The following is a 16,623-nucleotide window of genomic DNA, read 5'->3' on the forward strand; positions in this document are numbered from 1 at the left end:
CATTAATACGAGAATAAAGTGAAGTTGGAGTTGAATCTGATTATGAATGCTGAATGTATTATGACTTCACATACGAATGATGATCGTGTAAATACAGTTGAAGTTGCAACGGATTTTAAACACTCTTCTTCAACGCAACTCTTCTTTAGGAGGTGCTTTAACCATGAATCAAAGTCCAATGTTCAAAACGTATGAATATGTCCAGGATCCATATTCTTTTTATGATGAGATACGTTCAATGAACACTATTTATAGGGGCAATTTCTTGCGGTATCCTGGTTGGTATGTGACAGGATATGAAGAAGCGAGTTTGATATTAAAAGATATTCGTTTTCAAAATCGCGTTCCCATTCCGGAAACAACCCAAAAGTATGAAATTTTAAAAAATGTGCAAAAACAGATGATGCTTTATAAAAATCCACCTGACCACAATCGGATACGTAAGTTTGTTAGAGAAAGTTTTACCCCTAAAGCGTTGAAGCAATTAATACCTATGATAGAAGAAACAGCTCACGATTTATTTCAGAATGTAACATCTCAAAAGAAGATGAATGTAATATCTGAATTTGCTTTTCCTTTAGCCAGCCTCGTAATTGCTAACATGTTAGGGGTTCCGGAAAAAGATAAGGGTCTATTTCGCGAATGGGCTTTAACTTTAATCCAAAGCATTGATCTAACTCGTTCCAGGGAGTCCCTTGCTAAAGGAAACGAGACAATTATTGCAATGGTCGCCTATTTTAAAGAACTGATTCAAAAAAGAAAACAAGATCTTAAGGACGATCTAATTAGTTTATTGTTATCAGAAGATCAAAATGGAGATAGGTTAACAGATGAAGAATTACTTTCAACATGTATACTACTTGTTATTGCAGGACATGAAACAACAGTAAATCTAATTAGTAACTCAGTATACTGTTTATTAACACATCCCTCAGTATATCAAAAGTTAAAAGAAACCCCTTTATTATTAGAATCTGCAATTGAGGAATTTTTACGTTATGAGAGCCCAACTCAAATGACAGCTCGAATTGCTTCGGAAAATGTTAAGATCAATCAAACCGAGATAAATAAAGGAGATCATGTCTATGTTTTTATTGGTGCTGCTAATCGAGATCCTAAACATTTCATAAATGCCAATGTCCTAGATATTACAAGGAACCCGAATCCTCACCTTTCATTTGGTACCGGTATTCATTTTTGTCTTGGTGCTACCCTCGCAAAAATAGAAGCGCAAGTAGTGATTCGGACCGTATTAGAAAACACAAAAATGATCCACCTTGAAACTAGTGAAGTAGAATGGAGAAATCTTACCGGTTTTAGGGCTTTAAAAGAACTGCCGATTATTATGACATAAGGTGAAAAAAAACAATGGAATTAGCTTTTACTTAAGATGTTATATGAAAATGTAGAACAATTAATTGTTTTCCTTGCACAGAATGGGTAGTGGAAGAGAGAAAGGTTCGCTATGAATTCCAAAAGAATTCCAATACAATGTTGATCATTACGAAAACATAAAAGTGAAATGGCAGCTTGTGATGATCAAAAGTCAACGTCATTGTTTACTAGCTAGTTAAATCGAAACTTCGAATAATTTCATGTACTGTAATTTATGATATAGAGGGATTTAATCATTTGAAAAGGTGTTTGTAGGACAGCTAATTCAGGTTCAAATTAAAAAGGATTTCTTTTTTACTTACCCTGAACCAATCTTGAAGTCGGGATAAGAGTAGTGGATATGATCGTTTTTGAAATAGAAAACTAAAAGTAATATAGTGAGGTTTCGTATGTATGCAGGGGGAAGTCGTAGCACCGTAATGGATACGAAACTGACCAAAAACTCAATAAAGTGAGGCAATGAACAAATACGGATATGCATAATGCATATCCGTATTTGTATTCATTTTTTTCAGAATGTTTTGTAAATCATACCAACGAAGGGTATTGAATAGAATTAATGAACAGAAGCCTACTTACATGATTGAAGGCATCTTCTACAACCAAAAAGAAAAGAGGGGATGCCAAATAATGAAAATTATAAAGGCACTTGATTTTATTTATGAAAGAGAAGAATTCTTACAACAACAATTTAAAATATCTAGAACGTGTGCGCAACAAGGACTAGAAGGCATTGATGAAACGATTAAATGGTTAAAGACATCAATTTTTCAAACGATTGTCGATGATCTAACATTTTATATTTCTGATGAACCGATTAATTTCCCTGGGGAATTAGCTATTGACGAAGGGAAGACTTTTCAGCCTGTCATTTACATTAACATCATGTCAGTGACCGAAGATTTTCAAAATAAGGAGTATCTTTATGATATGAAAAGGGACCATACAACATGCTTTGAGTATGCTTCATTTGTAGTGTTCCATGAAGTAGGTCATTACGTACAAGCTTTAATGGGTGGGCGAGGGGAGAACAAAAAAGACAGATTGTATGATTACTTTGACAAGGGTGAATATTATTATGAGCGTTTCATTGCAAACATGAAACATGGGGTAACATTAGAAGAAAAGAAAAAATATAGGATGATTCCACATGAAAAAGCAGCAGATAACTTTGCAAGACAACATTTGCAAATTATGATGGACTCTTATAAATAATGAATATATCTAGTTCGTATGTATGAAGCAAGATTTTCATCCTTGCTTCGAATAAAGATGATTTACTGGCTGAATCAAATAATCGTCTAATATTAGAATTTTTGAAGAATATGCTGTATGTTCATTGTAGGTTAACAAGAATTGGTAGTAATAATCGACTAGATATTGAACTAATGAGATATTCTCATAGCTAAACACACCAGAACGATTAACTAAAATGTTGCTGTATTTATTTACTAGATTTCGTATTCTTTTTAATAATTTCTTAGCACTTTTTATTGGATAGATATCACACTGATCGATAAGAAAGTGTAAATCTTGACGTAGTTTATCGTTGAGATACGTATTTATTTGATCAAGTGAATAAAGATCATTTTCAAAGATAAAACGGCTTACCATGATCAAATCCGATTTTACTGGCTGATTTAAGAAATTAATATAAATGCGCAGAGTATTGTACGCATCAAACATTGGGTTATGCTTCTCACCAATAAATTGTAAGTCATACAAATGCAATGCAGTTTCTACAGACACATTTGATTTAGAAACTCGTTTTGTGAAGATTGCTTGAAAATCAACATAGCGTTTTTCAATTTTGTTTATGGTCGATTCTGAAATTTCATGTATCGATGCATCTGCTTTAAGGCGGAAAATATCACTAGGGGACCATGAAAAGAAACGCGATTTTTTAATACCACCAACCCATGTTAAAAATTCTTCGAATACCATTTTGAAGTCATCTGCATCTTTTAAATCACGATCATGGATTCCAGTTAAATCCTTACAGAACTCACTTAAAGGCTTCGCTGATGTTGGTTTAATAAACCGATCAAAAGTTGTGATTTCTTCCGTTTCAATGTCGAATTTTACTGCTCCTAGTCTAATAGCTTCCATCGAGGCAAAAGTCATTCCTGTATTTGAACATAACATTTCAAAATCAAAAAAAATATACTGTTTTAATTCTGCCATTTCATTCCCTCCTTCCTTCAACAGGAAATTATAAGGCAGTTTGATGAAAAAGAGAAGGACCAAAACATTCCATAACTGAAAATGCACTATCATTAACACTTTTTGTTATGAGATACTTCAAGATAAACTACAAATTTTATAGTAAATAACATAGATGTTACTATCTCACCATTATTTCAGTTCTTGTTCGAGATTCCTTGAAACCGTATACTTTTTATGGAAGGTTTTTTGGTACACTCATTGTTTATAAAGAGGAGGGTATACAAATGAAATACCGTAAACTTGGAAAAACTGATTTGAATGTATCCGTAGTTGGCATTGGTACTTGGCAATATGGAGGTGAATGGGGCAAGGATTTCACACAAAAGGAAGTAGATGAAATCTTAGAAAAAGCAAAGGAATTGGGTGTTAATTTAATAGATACTGCAGAATGTTATGGTGATCACCTCTCAGAGAAATTGATTGGTAAGTACTTAAAAAAGGACAACAGAGAAGATTGGGTTGTTGCAACAAAATTTGGTCATCACTTTCATGAATCTTTTGCGCGGACTAATCACTGGTCAGCAGAAGAAGTGATTAAACAATTAGATGATTCTTTAAAAGCACTTCAAACAGATTACGTTGATATTTATCAATTTCATTCTGGGAATGACGAAGCTTTTAAAAATGACGATCTTTGGACTGCTTTGGCTAAGCAAATAGATGCTGGAAAAGTAAGGCATTTAGGAATTTCAATTGGATCGAATGATAATGTTTTTCAAACAGACTTAGCCTCAGAGGTGAATGCCAGTGTCATACAAGTAGTTTACAACCGATTGGATCGCACCCCGGAAGAGCAAGTATTCCCTTCATGTGAACGACAAAATTTAGGTGTTCTTGCACGTGTACCTTTAGCGAGTGGCTACTTAAGTGGAAAATATAAGCCAGGTGCAGTATTCGATAAAAACGATATACGGAATAATCACGAGGAAACAAAAGTGTTAAAACAATTAAAATTAGTTGAAGAAATTGAACGCTATCAAGTACCTGAAGGTATTAATATGGCCCAGTGGGCACTTGCTTGGTGTTTGAAACATCCAGCTGTTTCTAGTGTTATCCCTGGGTGTAAGAGTGTTGAACAGGTAGAACTAAATGCAATGACTGCCGATTTAGAACTGGTTTCAAGAGAGCATCGACAATCTGTTTAATTGCGAGATACAGTGCAGGAGTCATGAAGTCTAATCATAATAATAAAGGATGGTAAATAGCTTACAAAGTACAACGACATTACATAACGGTGTAAAAATGCCTTGGCTAGGTTTAGGTGTGTTTCAAGTAAAGGATGGAGAGGAAGTTGTGAATTCAGTAAAAGCTGCACTTGAGCTTGGCTATCGAAGCGTTGATACAGCTGCCATTTACCAAAATGAAGAGGGGGTAGGCAAAGCGATTAGTGAATCAAATGTCCCACGTGACGAAATATTTGTTACTTCGAAAGTATGGAATTCAAATCAAGGATACGATACTACACTAACAGCATTTGATGAAAGTTTAGAGAAATTAGGGTTAGATTATTTGGACCTTTACTTAATTCACTGGCCTGTTCCTGCTCAAGGAAAATATTTAGATACTTGGCGAGCAATGGAGAAGCTATATAACGATGGTCGTATTCGTGCAATTGGTGTAAGTAATTTTAACATTCATCACCTTGAAGATTTGCTTGCAAATTGTGAAATAAAACCGATGGTCAATCAAGTGGAATACCATCCACGTCTTAACCAAACACAATTACGAGAGTTCTGTAAAAAGAATGAAATTCAACTTGAAGCTTGGTCTCCATTAATGCAGGGTGGACTTCTTAATGAGCCTACTCTAACTGAAATTGCAACGAAATATAATAAGTCAACGGCTCAAATTATTTTACGCTGGGATTTACAAAATGAGGTAGTTACGATTCCAAAATCTGTGAAATCTTATCGCATTGCTGAAAATGCTGATGTCTTTGATTTCGAGCTTACAGAAGAAGAAATCGGTAAAATAAATGCGTTAAATCAAGATCAGCGAATTGGTCCAGATCCTGATGAGTTCAATAAAGCATAAGACTTCCATGAGATATAAGCGGCTGTAATAGACCTCTCTAATAAATTGTATAGGAAAATATAAGGAAGGTGGGCGCTGATGGAGCTTACCTTTCTTTACATTAAATGAATGTTATTTAAAACTCATTGAAGCGTCTTGCTAAATATTGGTGTCATGAGGAGCATTAAATTTAAGTTGCTATATTATTAAAAAGGCGTATTTTTTATGAATAAGCAGGGACAATACTAAGGTATTTTCAAAAAGTAAAAGCTGGAGGCCCATTCGTGATAATCCAAGTAAGTAAATACCTTTCTCTTTGTATCGTTATTTGTTTTATAACCTTTTGCTATCAGATTAATAATGTATATGGAAATACATACGGTAAGGAGCAAATCGAGGAATTCATTCAACTAACTAGTAATATTCGAGCTGAAAAAGCAATTGAAATGTTTGAGGAGAAGCATAGCACAATTGTGTATCTCCCTGAAGATTTGCCTTTTAAGCCTACTCACCGATATGGGAAAGTTACGAATCAAGGCGATCTTACGTTGCATTTTATGAGAATGTTTAATAAACCACATCAGGATATCATTATCATCATTCTTGCACCAGATAGGAAAATAGAAACATTTCTCTCACCTGTAGACAATGTGCTCACACTGACTGATCATAGCAAAGCGTACATAAAGACAATTGATAACTATTTTAATTTGCTGCTATTTCAAAAAAATGGTTATGGATATATAATTGGCGGTAATACCAATCATATCCCAAAATTCAATGCGGAGGGGCTAATTGAAATAGCAGATTCGATTAAATAATTAATAAAATAGATAAAGCGCTTACACAAAGCGCTTTATCTAGATTTTTATTAAAACTTAGATCCACCCATTTGTTGTTCAGCCATTTGTACAAGACGTTTCGTAATTTCGCCGCCAACTGATCCATTTGCACGCGCAGTCGTATCTGGACCTAGTTGAACACCAAATTCAGATGCGATTTCATATTTCATTTGATCCAGTGCTTGTTGCACACCTGGTACTACTAATTGGTTTGAATTATTATTTGGCATGTATTTTCACCTCTTTCATGTTTTGATAGTAGTATGTTTGGAAACTGACTACTTTATGTAGAATTAAAATTGGTAATTTCATGAAGTAGTTACACATTAAAAAAATCCCTCTTCGAAAAAAGGAAATTGTAGTGACTTCGCTATACTTTTTCAACGGCAACTGCAATGACATTATTATTTAACAATTATTCCACTCCCATAAACAAACAATCTAATAACTAAGATACACAATTTAGAGGAGCATTTCTATGATCATCATCACATCTAGCATTACTGTATATAAAAGACCTATCAACGTTAAAGTTAGTAGATAGGTCTCCAGATGTTATTTACATTCTACAAATTTCTAACGGGCATCCTTCACAATGACAAATATCTTTTAATGCCTTTAAGTCATGGACTAGTATATAGCCATTTTCCTGACCAAGGATTCCTTTTGTACGTAAATCTGATAGCATGCGATTTACACTCTCTCTTGTTGCTCCGATATACTCGCCTATTTCGCCATTCTTTACTTTTTTTGTTATTCGAATGTAATCTTCGAATGTTTCTCCATACGAATTTGCCATACGAATAATGGTGGAGCAGAGGGCACCGAGTTTCCCGTGAAATGTAAGGTCGCGTAGTTTAGATTGTGTGATTTGGTTCAATAATTGAGTCCACTTCAAGAACTCGACTGCAATTTCTCCGTGCTGCCAAAGGATAACTTCTAAATCCTTCTGTTGGATCACACCGATAGTACAGTCTGTTATGGCCATTGCATTGTAACTGTAGTTGATGGACATGAAGCTACTTAGCTCACCAAATAAGTCACCGTTATCAAACATATTTAATATATATTCTTTTCCATCGGATGTGCTTTTTGTTAACTTTACATGCCCTTTTTTTATATAAAATAGCTTATCAGCTGTGTCGCCTTCCCAAAATAAATACGTTCCAGCTTCAACGTGTTGTTCATACATGATGTCAGTTAAAGATGATAGTGTTTTTTCTGAAAGGTGAAATGTATTTTGTTGAATGGTTCGACCTAACGTTAGTTTAGTCATAAAAATCCTCCTAACAAGCGATTCACTTTATTATAGATGAAAGGAGGAATGTGAGATGTGATAAAAATCACACTTGTAGTACTCTCGTTTGTTTTTTTATAAATACAGGTGTGACACATTTAACAGTTTAAATTTCTTGTTGGTCTTATAGTGTAAGGAAAAGGGGGGTGAAACCTATGCAATTAACGGGGGTAATTTTAGATAGCGAAATTCAAAAAGTAGACGATGATCAATTAACAAGTTTGCTAAAAATAGGTGATCAAACTGTCATTGAGAGACAAGTACGACAAATGAAGAAGATCTGTGATGAGGTAATTCTTGTAACCAATAATCCTTATGTTTATTTGCCGATACTTGGAAACTCTATCCGTGTTATAACGGATTACTATAAAGGATCAGGAACCTTGAGTGGCATGCATGCAGCATTTTCATTAGCAAAGAATGAATCATTATGGATCGTAACGTCTGATATGCCATACGTTTGTGCAGAAATTATTTCATACATGTTAGATGTGAAAAACAAAACGGACATTCAAATCATCGCTCCTGAGTGGCGTGGGAACTTACATTTATATCATGGAATTTATGATCGTTCATGTTTAGATGTGACGAAAGAGTTAGTGGAAAACGATCAGCTAGGTTTAATGAATATTTTAGAAAAAGTTACATTTAAAGCAATAAATGTAGAAAAACTTAAAGTTGGTGACAGCAATCCTTTTTATTTTCGTATTGAAAACAAGGAAGATTATCAAAAAGTTCTACAGGTTGAAAAAAATCATGTGTGTTGATTTAATCTATTCAATAGCGAGAGACCTCATTATTAGTAATGGGTTTCTCGTTTTTTATCGTGCACTGACTATGATATTTAATATGCTGGGTCATATCACACATGCGTTGAATGTAGTTATGTTGCAATTCTATCCTTGTTCGTGGCAGGATTGACATTGTTAAATTGGAAAAGCTTGAAATCAATTAATGCACTTAATGTGTATCCCAAAAAAGGGATGTGCCTAATTTTTTTTGCTACCTCATCTACCTTAACCTCAATTTACTTCTTGTTCTTTAGGTGGTAGGATTGACTCAAGTTAGAATGGAAACGAGGGCGTTAAGATGGATAAAAAAGAACAAAAAATAGTCCGTTTCTTTGAACAATTAAGTACAGAAAATAAACAACTCATGCTAACTTCAGGAACGAACATTCGTGTGCAATCCGGTTCTGTCCTTTTTTCTGAAGGAGATCCGCCTCAGTATATCTATTTAATTTTAACTGGATTAATACGGCTAAGTAAAATGACATCAGATGGAAAGGAATTTTCTGTAAGTCTTCTTCAAAAAGATGAATTAGCAGGGGAGGCAAGCTTGTTTAATGAATTGTCAGTTACTGTAACAGCAACAGTAGAAGAAGATGCTCAATTAATTCGCTACGAGCGTACCGTGATAGAGGAACTATTTAAAATGAATGGTGAACTTGCTGTTGCGTTTATGAAATGGTCAGCTATTCAAAACCAATCGACTCAATCAAAATTTCGCGATTTAATTTTATGTGGAAAAAAAGGTGGACTATATTCAACTCTTATTCGTTTTAGCAATTCCTATGGTGTGCAACATGAAAAAGGAATTCTTATCAACGTCAATCTTACAAATGTTGAGATTGCTAATTATATTGGTACAACTCGTGAAGGCGTGAATCGATTGATGAATGAATTGAAAAAGAAAAACATTATCTTTTATGAACATAACAATATTGTGATCCATGATATTCAGTTTTTAAAGAATTTTTTACAATGCGGAGATTGTCCAGTTGAAATATGTACTATATAAGAATGGGTTGAATATTCGAATTTAACAATTTCTATAAGAGAATGTAGCTGTTAGGGGGATACCTTAACAGCTATTTTTATTTAATGGACAATTTAAAAATAGTAAAATTGTTGGAATTATCACGAAGTTAGTAAAACATTTTGAATTTTTCCATGATACACCCCTCAGTGAATGTGGATACTATTAATAAAATGAATAATACATTCTAAAAAATGTTAGAGTTTTCGTCAGGAAATATAACACAAATAAACATATATTAAAAATACTTCTTAATAATTGTTAGTAAAACATTAGATAATACATAAGATTCAGAATAATAATTTGAATTTCAAAAAAAAATCCATTTGTATTTACCTTGTTAAACAATCTGACAAGAGTATAGATTGTTTTGAATCTTTTATCTAGAATTTAAATTGTGCTTAAGGAATCTTGAAAAAATAATGATCTTGTTGCTGCAATAGAAAAATGCAAAAAAACGACAAGAGAACTAGATTAAAAAGGATCAATCTAATTACTATGATTTTTAAGCAACTAGAGGAGGTTTACAAATGAAATCCCGTGGTCAAACATCTGCATTATTATTGTCAACATTAGCGATGATTATTTCTTTTGCGGTGTGGTCGGTCTTTTCCCCAATCGCTTCTACTTTACAAGAGCAGTATCAACTAAGTGAAACCCAAAGAAGCTTAATCATTGTTATTCCCATTTTATTAGGTTCTATCATGCGTATTCCAATTGGAATTATTGCTGATAAGTACGGAGCTAGAAAAGTATATACATTGACAATGCTTTTTAGTATTTTCCCAATGATTGCAGCAGGTTTTGTAAATTCATTTGGTGTATTGCTATTTTGGGCCTTTCTAATAGGTATGGCAGGAACGACATTTACTATAGCTATCACATATGTAACAAAATGGTATCCATCTGATAAACAAGGACTAGTTTTAGGTATTATTGGTATTGGTAATTTAGGTACTGCAGTTGCTTCTTTTACCGTTCCTTCAATTGTTAATTTATTTGGATTACATTGGGCATTTTGGGGGCTAGCAATTGCGCTTGGCATCATGACTTTGATTTTTTGGCTAGGGACGAAAGAATTACCTAAGCCTAAAGAAGTGAAGACACTAAAAGAAGCCCTGTCAGTAACCAAGTATAGGGCTACATGGGTTTTGTCTTTATATTACTTTCTAACTTTTGGTGGGTTTGTTGCATTTGGTTTTTATTTACCTACTTTATTACAAGAAACGTTTAACTTTTCACCTGTTAATGCAGGTTTTAATGTGGCCATATTTGTCGTTGCTGCTACTTTAATTAGACCATTCGGTGGTTATCTGGCTGATAAAATCGGTGCTAACCAAGTGATCGCATTTTTGTTTACAGGAATTATCCTAAGTGCATTAATTATGTCTTTTACTCTAGAGAACTTTGGTTTGTTTAGTGTTACTTGTCTTACAATGGGACTATTACTAGGAGCAGGAAATGGAGCTGTATTTAAACTTGTTCCAGAAGTTTCTCCTAATAACACAGGAGCTGTTACAGGGATTATTAGTGCAATTGGTGGGATTGGTGGATTTTTTCCTCCGCTTGTTATGGGTGTAATAAAAGAAGCAACTGGGAGTTATAGTTTTGGATTTATCCTATTAGCTTTATTTGCTGCAGGATGTTTATTCGTAAATATATTTGCTGTTGTTCGAGCAAATCTAACGACTGTACAAGCTAACAAAGTAAATTAAGTATTGAATCACAGTGAACCATAAAGAAAACGGAAAAAATAAAGAAAGACTGACTCAACTGTCAGTCTTTCTTTATTTTTTCACTGTTTTATAATAGTCAGGAGGGATCTAGTCGTGATCAATTAACCGCAAACATTTATCACATTGATTCAAGTAAGATTCATGCATTTCCTCCATACTCTTTCCACAATCTGTACATTTTTTCGGATCGATATTTCTGAAATATTCAGGTGTTGGTGTCATGATTAATCCCTCCAATGTTTTGTTACTTGCATTGTATTATAACAGTATCAATAAATCAATACTGTTTTATAATAAAAATTGAGATATTCTGAAAATGTTAATATTGTACTACAACACACGTTAAATAGTCGGTTATTTAGACCTTTGTTTTAACCATTCAATCTCTTCTTGATGTGAGATTCCCTCATTTTTGGGTGTTTCTAAAACAAAAGGAATCGTTGATAATATGTTTGAGTTAAGAAGTTGCTTAAGTTGGTCTTCGGTGATATGTCCAGATAGAAGATTAGCATGACGATCTTTTCTTGAACCAGAGGGATACTTGGAATTATTAAAATGAATCGCCTTTAGATGAGGAAAATAGTCAAGCTCGATCCCTTTCAATTCTAATTCCGACCAATTTTCACCATTCCATATACCACTTGCATATGCATGGCATGTATCGAGGCAGAATCCTATTTTCTCTGGATAATCAGTAAGCTTGCGAACGTGAACCATTTCTTCTAGGGTAATTCCCATATCTGACCCTGTTCCCGCATTGTTTTCAATTAGTAATTGCGCATTGCCATCCCACTGCGATAAGACGTTGTTAAGCATATCGATCATTTTTGTATATCCAGCTATTGAATCCAGCTTCTTTGTTGTCCCAAAATGAACGACTACACCAATTGACCCGCAAGCTTCTGCAATTTCAAGATCGTTAACAAGCGATCGAATAATTTGTGTTTCCATTTCCCTGTTATCTGGGATTAGCTTTGTCGGATAAGGGGTATGGAAAATGGATAGGATGCTATTCACCGAACAAAATGATGCACAACTTGAGGCATCTTCTTTATCAAAATCTTTTACGGTAAGGCTTCTTGGATTTTTTGGAAAAAACTGAAACGCTGTCGCACCTAAATTATAAGCAGTTTTGGCTGCTTGATGGTATCCATTACGAATACTTACATGACTACCGAAGTACATTTTTTCACCTACTTACAATATAAAGTGGAAATCTGTTATCCTATTCATTATGAGAAGATCAGTTAAAATACATGCATGGACGATCAAAATACCTTGAATAATGGAGGCGATAAAAGTGAGTATAGAGAGGTTTTCGCGCCAAGTTAAAAATTTGGAAACAGCTACGTTTGGAATGGGCTGATTTTGGGGACCTGATGCTCGGTTCGGGCATTTACCAGGTGTAATTCGTACACGTGTTGGCTATGCAGGGGGAACAATAGAAAATCCTACATATCGACAAATGGGTGACCATACAGAAACGATTGAAATAGATTTTGATCCGACCCTCATTTGTTTTGAACAAATAATGGAGGTATTTTGGGAAAATCATCATCCATCAAGAAGACGCGGTTATGGAGGAAGACAATACATGTCGCTTCTGTTATACCACAATGAAATACAGAAAAATGAAGCATTGCAAATAAAAAGAAAGTGGGAGAAGATTCGAGGTGAGGTTATTCCAACTGAGATAAAGTCTTATACTCAATTTTTTCTCGCGGAGGAAAAGCATCAAAAGTATTATTTAAAACGATATAAAACAGCCTATGAAGCAGTAAGAGAGTTATTTACTACACACGACCAATTTGTACAATCAACATTGATTGCACGCTTAAATGGATTTGTTCGTGAATTCGGTACTTTATCTGATTTAAAGTCGGAAATTGAAACATGGGGTCTTTCTAAATCCGATCAGATCCGGATACTCGAAACACTTAATTTGCTAAAATGGTAAAGGGGAGAGTGTGAGGTAAATGCACGAACTAGCTACGTTTGGAGGTGTCCTTTCTGATTCATGGTTCCTCCATTTGTTGAATTCCCTGGAGTTGAGGAAGGGATCTACGTTGTTATAGTTTCGGGTGAACCTTTTTTTCTTCGCTTGATAAGTTTGAGTCAGGCTGCGGGTGGCCGACTTTTTCACAGCCAATTATGCACTATCAAATTAAAGAAAAGCTCGATAAGAGTCATAGTATGTTAAGAAGTGAAATTCGAAGTAAAATAGGGAATTCTCATTTAGGCCACGTGTTTGAAGATGAACCGAAACATAGAAGGGGTCGCCGTTATTGCAGTAATTCTACTTCACTACGATTTATCAATAAGAAGGATTTAATGCGAGAAGAATACGAGGAATATATGTATTTGTTTTATAAGAATTACTTTTGAGGATTGTATTTTAAATAGCTATAAACAAAAAGAGTCGATTTCAAAGTTTCAAAACTTTGAAATCGACTCTCTCTTTAATTATGCTGCCGTTTGTTCTACTTTTTTTCTGAAATACCATTTTAAAAATGGTGGGACGAAAATCACAATTAATAAGATACGTGTTAGTTGGAGTGCACTAACAATGGCGGGGTCTGCACCGACCATGGAGGCTGTTAGCACCATTTCAATCAACCCTCCTGGAGCAACACTTAAAATAGCAGTAGCAAGATTTAAGGTTGTGAAGTTGGCTAATACTGCTCCTAAACCAAATGAAATTATGATGAGGGTAAGTGCGATAGCAAAATAAACAAGACAGTATTTTCCACCTTTTTTCAAATCTGCGAATGATATGTTCTTCCCAAGGCCGATCCCTACTGAAATCTGACCAGCGATGAGTAAAAAGTGTGGAATGCTAGCTAAGTCTACTGAACCGATATTCAAAATAGCAGTTATTGCAAGTGGCCCGATAACCAAACCTGCAGGGATTTTATTTTGCAATAGGATTCCTGTTATAGCAGGAAGAGTAAACCATAAGTAATTCCACCCTCCATACACCATGCTTTGTGATGCTAATATCCCACCTATATTCCCTGCAGAACCAGAAAAAAAATAAACAATGGCAGAAGGTACGATAAATAGAACTGTTAACAACCGAACAGTCTGGAAAATGACTACTAGTGAAGATTCGGCGTTTAGGTTTTCACTTGCTAATGTCATTTCTGTTAATCCACCAGGGATAGAACCAAAAACACTCGTAATCTTATCAACGTTAATCCAGTTGGTAACAGTGGAACTAATGAAAATACTTATTGTGATAAGGATGATTGTAAGAAACACATATGAAATGAAATTAGGACCAACGATAAAGAAAGTTTCAGCTGTAAAATACAATCCAAAGTAGGTTCCTAGAATAATAAATCCACTGTTTTTGATCGCATTAGGCCAATAAGATTCACGTTTTGTAAATCCTTGCCAAAGCATAACAAATGTCATTGCACCTAAAACCCAAGGAAGTGGGAAGTCTAATAAATAAAACAAGCAACCACCTAATAAACCTAGTAAACTAGTTTCGAACATTCGATACATGTTAGTTATGTTCATGTTTAACTCCTTTAGCTATACAATGTAATTTAAGAAAGAACACAAATTTCGCTTCACGAAATATAACTTTTGAAAGTTGTATAGTATTATAATCGATAAAACCAATTAAAAATAAGTTTTGTAGATTAGGTAATTTAGTTGTTCGAAAAGGAGAGGCAAACTAGAAGGGAAATGTTATTATTGAATAGCTCTGACCTTGTGTCGATTTAATATTATTATTCATGTACTTTTTTAATTCACATTGATAATTATAACATATATTTAAATGACAAATGCATAAAGGTGTTTCTTATCTCTTATTATAGTGCTGATCGATTGCATCGAACAACAGTGCACGTTACTATATAATTGAATACATAAATGACATAGAAAGAAGGCACTCTTATGATTAATCGAACAGTACTCCTTAAATTTTCAGAAACGACAACTCAGGAACAACTTCAAGAAGTTATTGAACAATTTAAAGCATTAAAAAATCACTTAACAGGTATTGTTGATCTCCAAGCAGGTCTGAATTTTGCTGAAAAAAGCAAAGAATATCAAGTTGTATTAACAGTTCGTTTTGAAGACAGAGCTGCTTTAGATGCGTACGCAAACGATGAAAAACACCAAGCTGTAGCTGCGTTCATCAGAGAAGTAGGACGCGTAGATAGCATTGGGGTAGACTTTGAATTATAAGTGGATACAAAAGAGCTTAGCGAAGTAGAGCTAAGCTTTTTTTGTATTCATAATGAAACTGCCTCTCATTCGTCTTAATTTTTCTTATGTATATGCAATTGGATGAAATTACATGCGTATCATTCAGAAAATTGCGTTATAATGAAGTGGATGAATAGGAAGGGGGGCTAGTTGTTGAGGAAGTATTCACTCATCCTTATATTTGTAACCGTTTTCACTATTTCGCTATTTTATTATCATTCGCAAAATAAAGACTCGTATATTTTGCATAATCACGAAAGTGTGTTTTTAGAGCAAGAAAATATGATAGCGGTTTCAACTTATAATATTCAATTTGGTAGAGGTCAAGATAAACTTGTGAAGTTAAAGCGAACGATTGAAACGTTGCAATCTTTAGATGCTGATATTATTAGTTTACAAGAAGTCGAACGAAATAGCCTACGATCGTATTTCAATGATCAAGTTCACACTATTGCAAGAGAACTCAATATGAATGCGTATTTTTCTCCTTCAATCGCTTATCCTGGTTTATATTATGGTAATGCGATACTGACCCGTTTCCCTATTAATAATGCGAAAACTATGCATTTCCACCATAGATTAGAAAATAGAGCAGCATTAGTTGTAGAAGTTCAAGTCACAGACACTCAAACACTACATGTAATTAATACCCATTTAGGTTTAGACAGAACTGAACGTTCAGGTGCAATTGATAAGATTAATCAAAAACTAACAAATCTAGACGGTCCTATTATTTTAACTGGAGATTTGAATGCAGTTCCAAGTGAGCAAGAATATCGTCAGTGGAACGATAAATTAACAAAAAGCAACAAAGGAATTCCGATTCAAACCTATAACAATCAAAACTGGCAGATTGATTACATTTTTCATAGCTCGGATTTCACTGTAAATGAAGTGAATGTGATTGAAAGTGATGCTTCAGATCATTTTGCTGTTAGTGCTTTATTGTATTTAGAAAGCTCTCCAGTGTATACAGATGCAAAAGCTCAATCAAAAGAACTCAAATAGTTATATTTGTTAATTAATGATTTTGGCGTAGCGTATGTTACGCTATTTTTGTGTCAATTAGTAA

Annotated in this window: 17 protein-coding genes and 1 pseudogene; 12 read left to right on the plus strand and 6 right to left on the minus strand. The window is 34.3% G+C overall.

The window, feature by feature from the left end; genetic code table 11:
• Nucleotides 1-163: 163 nt before the first annotated feature.
• Both SLH51_RS14645 and SLH51_RS14650 read left to right on the plus strand, forming a co-directional pair.
• Nucleotides 164-1,354, plus strand: coding sequence for a cytochrome P450 (locus SLH51_RS14645; RefSeq protein ID WP_335962084.1), 1,191 nt, complete (start codon nucleotides 164-166; stop codon nucleotides 1,352-1,354).
• 671 nt (nucleotides 1,355-2,025) lie between these two features.
• Nucleotides 2,026-2,610 carry a hypothetical protein gene (locus SLH51_RS14650; protein WP_335962085.1) on the plus strand — a complete coding sequence of 195 codons (585 nt, stop codon included), beginning with the start codon at nucleotides 2,026-2,028 and terminating at the stop codon, nucleotides 2,608-2,610.
• Nucleotides 2,611-2,646: 36 nt separating this feature from the next.
• Here SLH51_RS14650 and SLH51_RS14655 read toward each other — a convergent pair whose 3' ends face one another.
• Nucleotides 2,647-3,579, minus strand: coding sequence for a 3'-5' exonuclease (locus SLH51_RS14655; protein ID WP_335962086.1), 933 nt, complete (start codon nucleotides 3,577-3,579; stop codon nucleotides 2,647-2,649).
• Nucleotides 3,580-3,845: 266 nt separating this feature from the next.
• Between SLH51_RS14655 and SLH51_RS14660 the strand changes: the two genes are divergently transcribed.
• From SLH51_RS14660 to SLH51_RS14670, 3 genes are all read left to right on the plus strand, one after another.
• A complete protein-coding gene (locus SLH51_RS14660) occupies nucleotides 3,846-4,766 on the plus strand; it encodes an aldo/keto reductase (RefSeq protein ID WP_335962087.1) in 921 nt (306 codons plus the stop codon).
• A 49-nt stretch (nucleotides 4,767-4,815) separates the two neighbouring features.
• Nucleotides 4,816-5,655, plus strand: a complete 840-nt coding sequence (locus tag SLH51_RS14665) for an aldo/keto reductase (RefSeq protein ID WP_335962088.1) — start codon at nucleotides 4,816-4,818, stop codon at nucleotides 5,653-5,655.
• A gap of 263 nt (nucleotides 5,656-5,918) precedes the next feature.
• Complete coding sequence (locus SLH51_RS14670; protein WP_335962089.1) at nucleotides 5,919-6,455, plus strand: hypothetical protein; 537 nt, start codon at nucleotides 5,919-5,921, stop codon at nucleotides 6,453-6,455.
• A 50-nt stretch (nucleotides 6,456-6,505) separates the two neighbouring features.
• On the opposite strand, the gene SLH51_RS14675 is transcribed toward SLH51_RS14670, so the two are convergent.
• Nucleotides 6,506-6,706: an alpha/beta-type small acid-soluble spore protein gene (locus tag SLH51_RS14675; protein ID WP_335962090.1), complete on the minus strand. Its 201-nt coding sequence runs from the start codon at nucleotides 6,704-6,706 to the stop codon at nucleotides 6,506-6,508.
• A 329-nt stretch (nucleotides 6,707-7,035) separates the two neighbouring features.
• A complete protein-coding gene (locus SLH51_RS14680) occupies nucleotides 7,036-7,752 on the minus strand; it encodes a Crp/Fnr family transcriptional regulator (RefSeq protein WP_335962091.1) in 717 nt (238 codons plus the stop codon).
• Nucleotides 7,753-7,928: 176 nt separating this feature from the next.
• Between SLH51_RS14680 and SLH51_RS14685 the strand changes: the two genes are divergently transcribed.
• From SLH51_RS14685 to SLH51_RS14695, 3 genes are all read left to right on the plus strand, one after another.
• Entirely contained in the window at nucleotides 7,929-8,540 is a 612-nt protein-coding gene (locus SLH51_RS14685) for a molybdenum cofactor guanylyltransferase (RefSeq protein ID WP_335962092.1), read from the plus strand.
• Nucleotides 8,541-8,862: 322 nt separating this feature from the next.
• On the plus strand, nucleotides 8,863-9,573 hold the full coding sequence (locus tag SLH51_RS14690) for a Crp/Fnr family transcriptional regulator (protein WP_335962093.1): 711 nt from the start codon (nucleotides 8,863-8,865) through the stop codon (nucleotides 9,571-9,573).
• Between the two features lie 548 nt (nucleotides 9,574-10,121).
• Nucleotides 10,122-11,306 (plus strand): MFS transporter, encoded by a 1,185-nt coding sequence (locus SLH51_RS14695; protein WP_335962095.1) that lies wholly within the window; start codon nucleotides 10,122-10,124, stop codon nucleotides 11,304-11,306.
• A 108-nt stretch (nucleotides 11,307-11,414) separates the two neighbouring features.
• Here SLH51_RS14695 and yhfH read toward each other — a convergent pair whose 3' ends face one another.
• Complete coding sequence (gene yhfH, locus SLH51_RS14700) at nucleotides 11,415-11,549, minus strand: protein YhfH (protein WP_335962096.1); 135 nt, start codon at nucleotides 11,547-11,549, stop codon at nucleotides 11,415-11,417.
• Between the two features lie 132 nt (nucleotides 11,550-11,681).
• Complete coding sequence (locus tag SLH51_RS14705; RefSeq protein WP_335962097.1) at nucleotides 11,682-12,512, minus strand: deoxyribonuclease IV; 831 nt, start codon at nucleotides 12,510-12,512, stop codon at nucleotides 11,682-11,684.
• 193 nt (nucleotides 12,513-12,705) lie between these two features.
• Here SLH51_RS14705 and SLH51_RS14710 point away from each other — a divergent pair.
• Together SLH51_RS14710 and SLH51_RS14715 are read left to right on the plus strand one after the other, a co-directional pair.
• A pseudogene (locus SLH51_RS14710) lies at nucleotides 12,706-13,284 on the plus strand (peptide-methionine (S)-S-oxide reductase MsrA); the annotation flags it as partial.
• A 191-nt stretch (nucleotides 13,285-13,475) separates the two neighbouring features.
• Nucleotides 13,476-13,712, plus strand: coding sequence for a peptide-methionine (R)-S-oxide reductase (locus SLH51_RS14715; RefSeq protein ID WP_335962141.1), 237 nt, complete (start codon nucleotides 13,476-13,478; stop codon nucleotides 13,710-13,712).
• Between the two features lie 78 nt (nucleotides 13,713-13,790).
• Here SLH51_RS14715 and SLH51_RS14720 read toward each other — a convergent pair whose 3' ends face one another.
• Complete coding sequence (locus tag SLH51_RS14720) at nucleotides 13,791-14,852, minus strand: AbrB family transcriptional regulator (RefSeq protein ID WP_335962098.1); 1,062 nt, start codon at nucleotides 14,850-14,852, stop codon at nucleotides 13,791-13,793.
• Nucleotides 14,853-15,236: 384 nt separating this feature from the next.
• Between SLH51_RS14720 and SLH51_RS14725 the strand changes: the two genes are divergently transcribed.
• Both SLH51_RS14725 and SLH51_RS14730 read left to right on the plus strand, forming a co-directional pair.
• Nucleotides 15,237-15,530, plus strand: coding sequence for a Dabb family protein (locus tag SLH51_RS14725; RefSeq protein WP_335962099.1), 294 nt, complete (start codon nucleotides 15,237-15,239; stop codon nucleotides 15,528-15,530).
• 174 nt (nucleotides 15,531-15,704) lie between these two features.
• Nucleotides 15,705-16,559, plus strand: a complete 855-nt coding sequence (locus SLH51_RS14730; protein WP_335962100.1) for an endonuclease/exonuclease/phosphatase family protein — start codon at nucleotides 15,705-15,707, stop codon at nucleotides 16,557-16,559.
• Nucleotides 16,560-16,623: the final 64 nt, after the last annotated feature.

The sequence above is a fragment of the Halalkalibacter kiskunsagensis genome, from assembly GCF_037027555.1.
In the GTDB taxonomy this organism is placed as follows: domain Bacteria; phylum Bacillota; class Bacilli; order Bacillales; family Bacillaceae_D; genus Halalkalibacter; species Halalkalibacter kiskunsagensis.

Excerpts from the sequence above, each read along its gene's own strand:
- SLH51_RS14665 (WP_335962088.1), top strand. The coding sequence starts at position 4,816 with ATGGTAAATAGCTTACAAAGTACAACGACATTACATAACGGTGTAAAA.
- SLH51_RS14655 (WP_335962086.1), bottom strand. The coding sequence starts at position 3,579 with ATGGCAGAATTAAAACAGTATATTTTTTTTGATTTTGAAATGTTATGT.
- SLH51_RS14720 (WP_335962098.1), bottom strand. The coding sequence starts at position 14,852 with ATGAACATAACTAACATGTATCGAATGTTCGAAACTAGTTTACTAGGT.
- SLH51_RS14690 (WP_335962093.1), top strand. The coding sequence starts at position 8,863 with ATGGATAAAAAAGAACAAAAAATAGTCCGTTTCTTTGAACAATTAAGT.
- SLH51_RS14650 (WP_335962085.1), top strand. The coding sequence starts at position 2,026 with ATGAAAATTATAAAGGCACTTGATTTTATTTATGAAAGAGAAGAATTC.
- SLH51_RS14675 (WP_335962090.1), bottom strand. The coding sequence starts at position 6,706 with ATGCCAAATAATAATTCAAACCAATTAGTAGTACCAGGTGTGCAACAA.
- SLH51_RS14660 (WP_335962087.1), top strand. The coding sequence starts at position 3,846 with ATGAAATACCGTAAACTTGGAAAAACTGATTTGAATGTATCCGTAGTT.
- SLH51_RS14695 (WP_335962095.1), top strand. The coding sequence starts at position 10,122 with ATGAAATCCCGTGGTCAAACATCTGCATTATTATTGTCAACATTAGCG.
- SLH51_RS14645 (WP_335962084.1), top strand. The coding sequence starts at position 164 with ATGAATCAAAGTCCAATGTTCAAAACGTATGAATATGTCCAGGATCCA.
- SLH51_RS14725 (WP_335962099.1), top strand. The coding sequence starts at position 15,237 with ATGATTAATCGAACAGTACTCCTTAAATTTTCAGAAACGACAACTCAG.
- SLH51_RS14680 (WP_335962091.1), bottom strand. The coding sequence starts at position 7,752 with ATGACTAAACTAACGTTAGGTCGAACCATTCAACAAAATACATTTCAC.
- yhfH (WP_335962096.1), bottom strand. The coding sequence starts at position 11,549 with ATGACACCAACACCTGAATATTTCAGAAATATCGATCCGAAAAAATGT.
- SLH51_RS14685 (WP_335962092.1), top strand. The coding sequence starts at position 7,929 with ATGCAATTAACGGGGGTAATTTTAGATAGCGAAATTCAAAAAGTAGAC.
- SLH51_RS14705 (WP_335962097.1), bottom strand. The coding sequence starts at position 12,512 with ATGTACTTCGGTAGTCATGTAAGTATTCGTAATGGATACCATCAAGCA.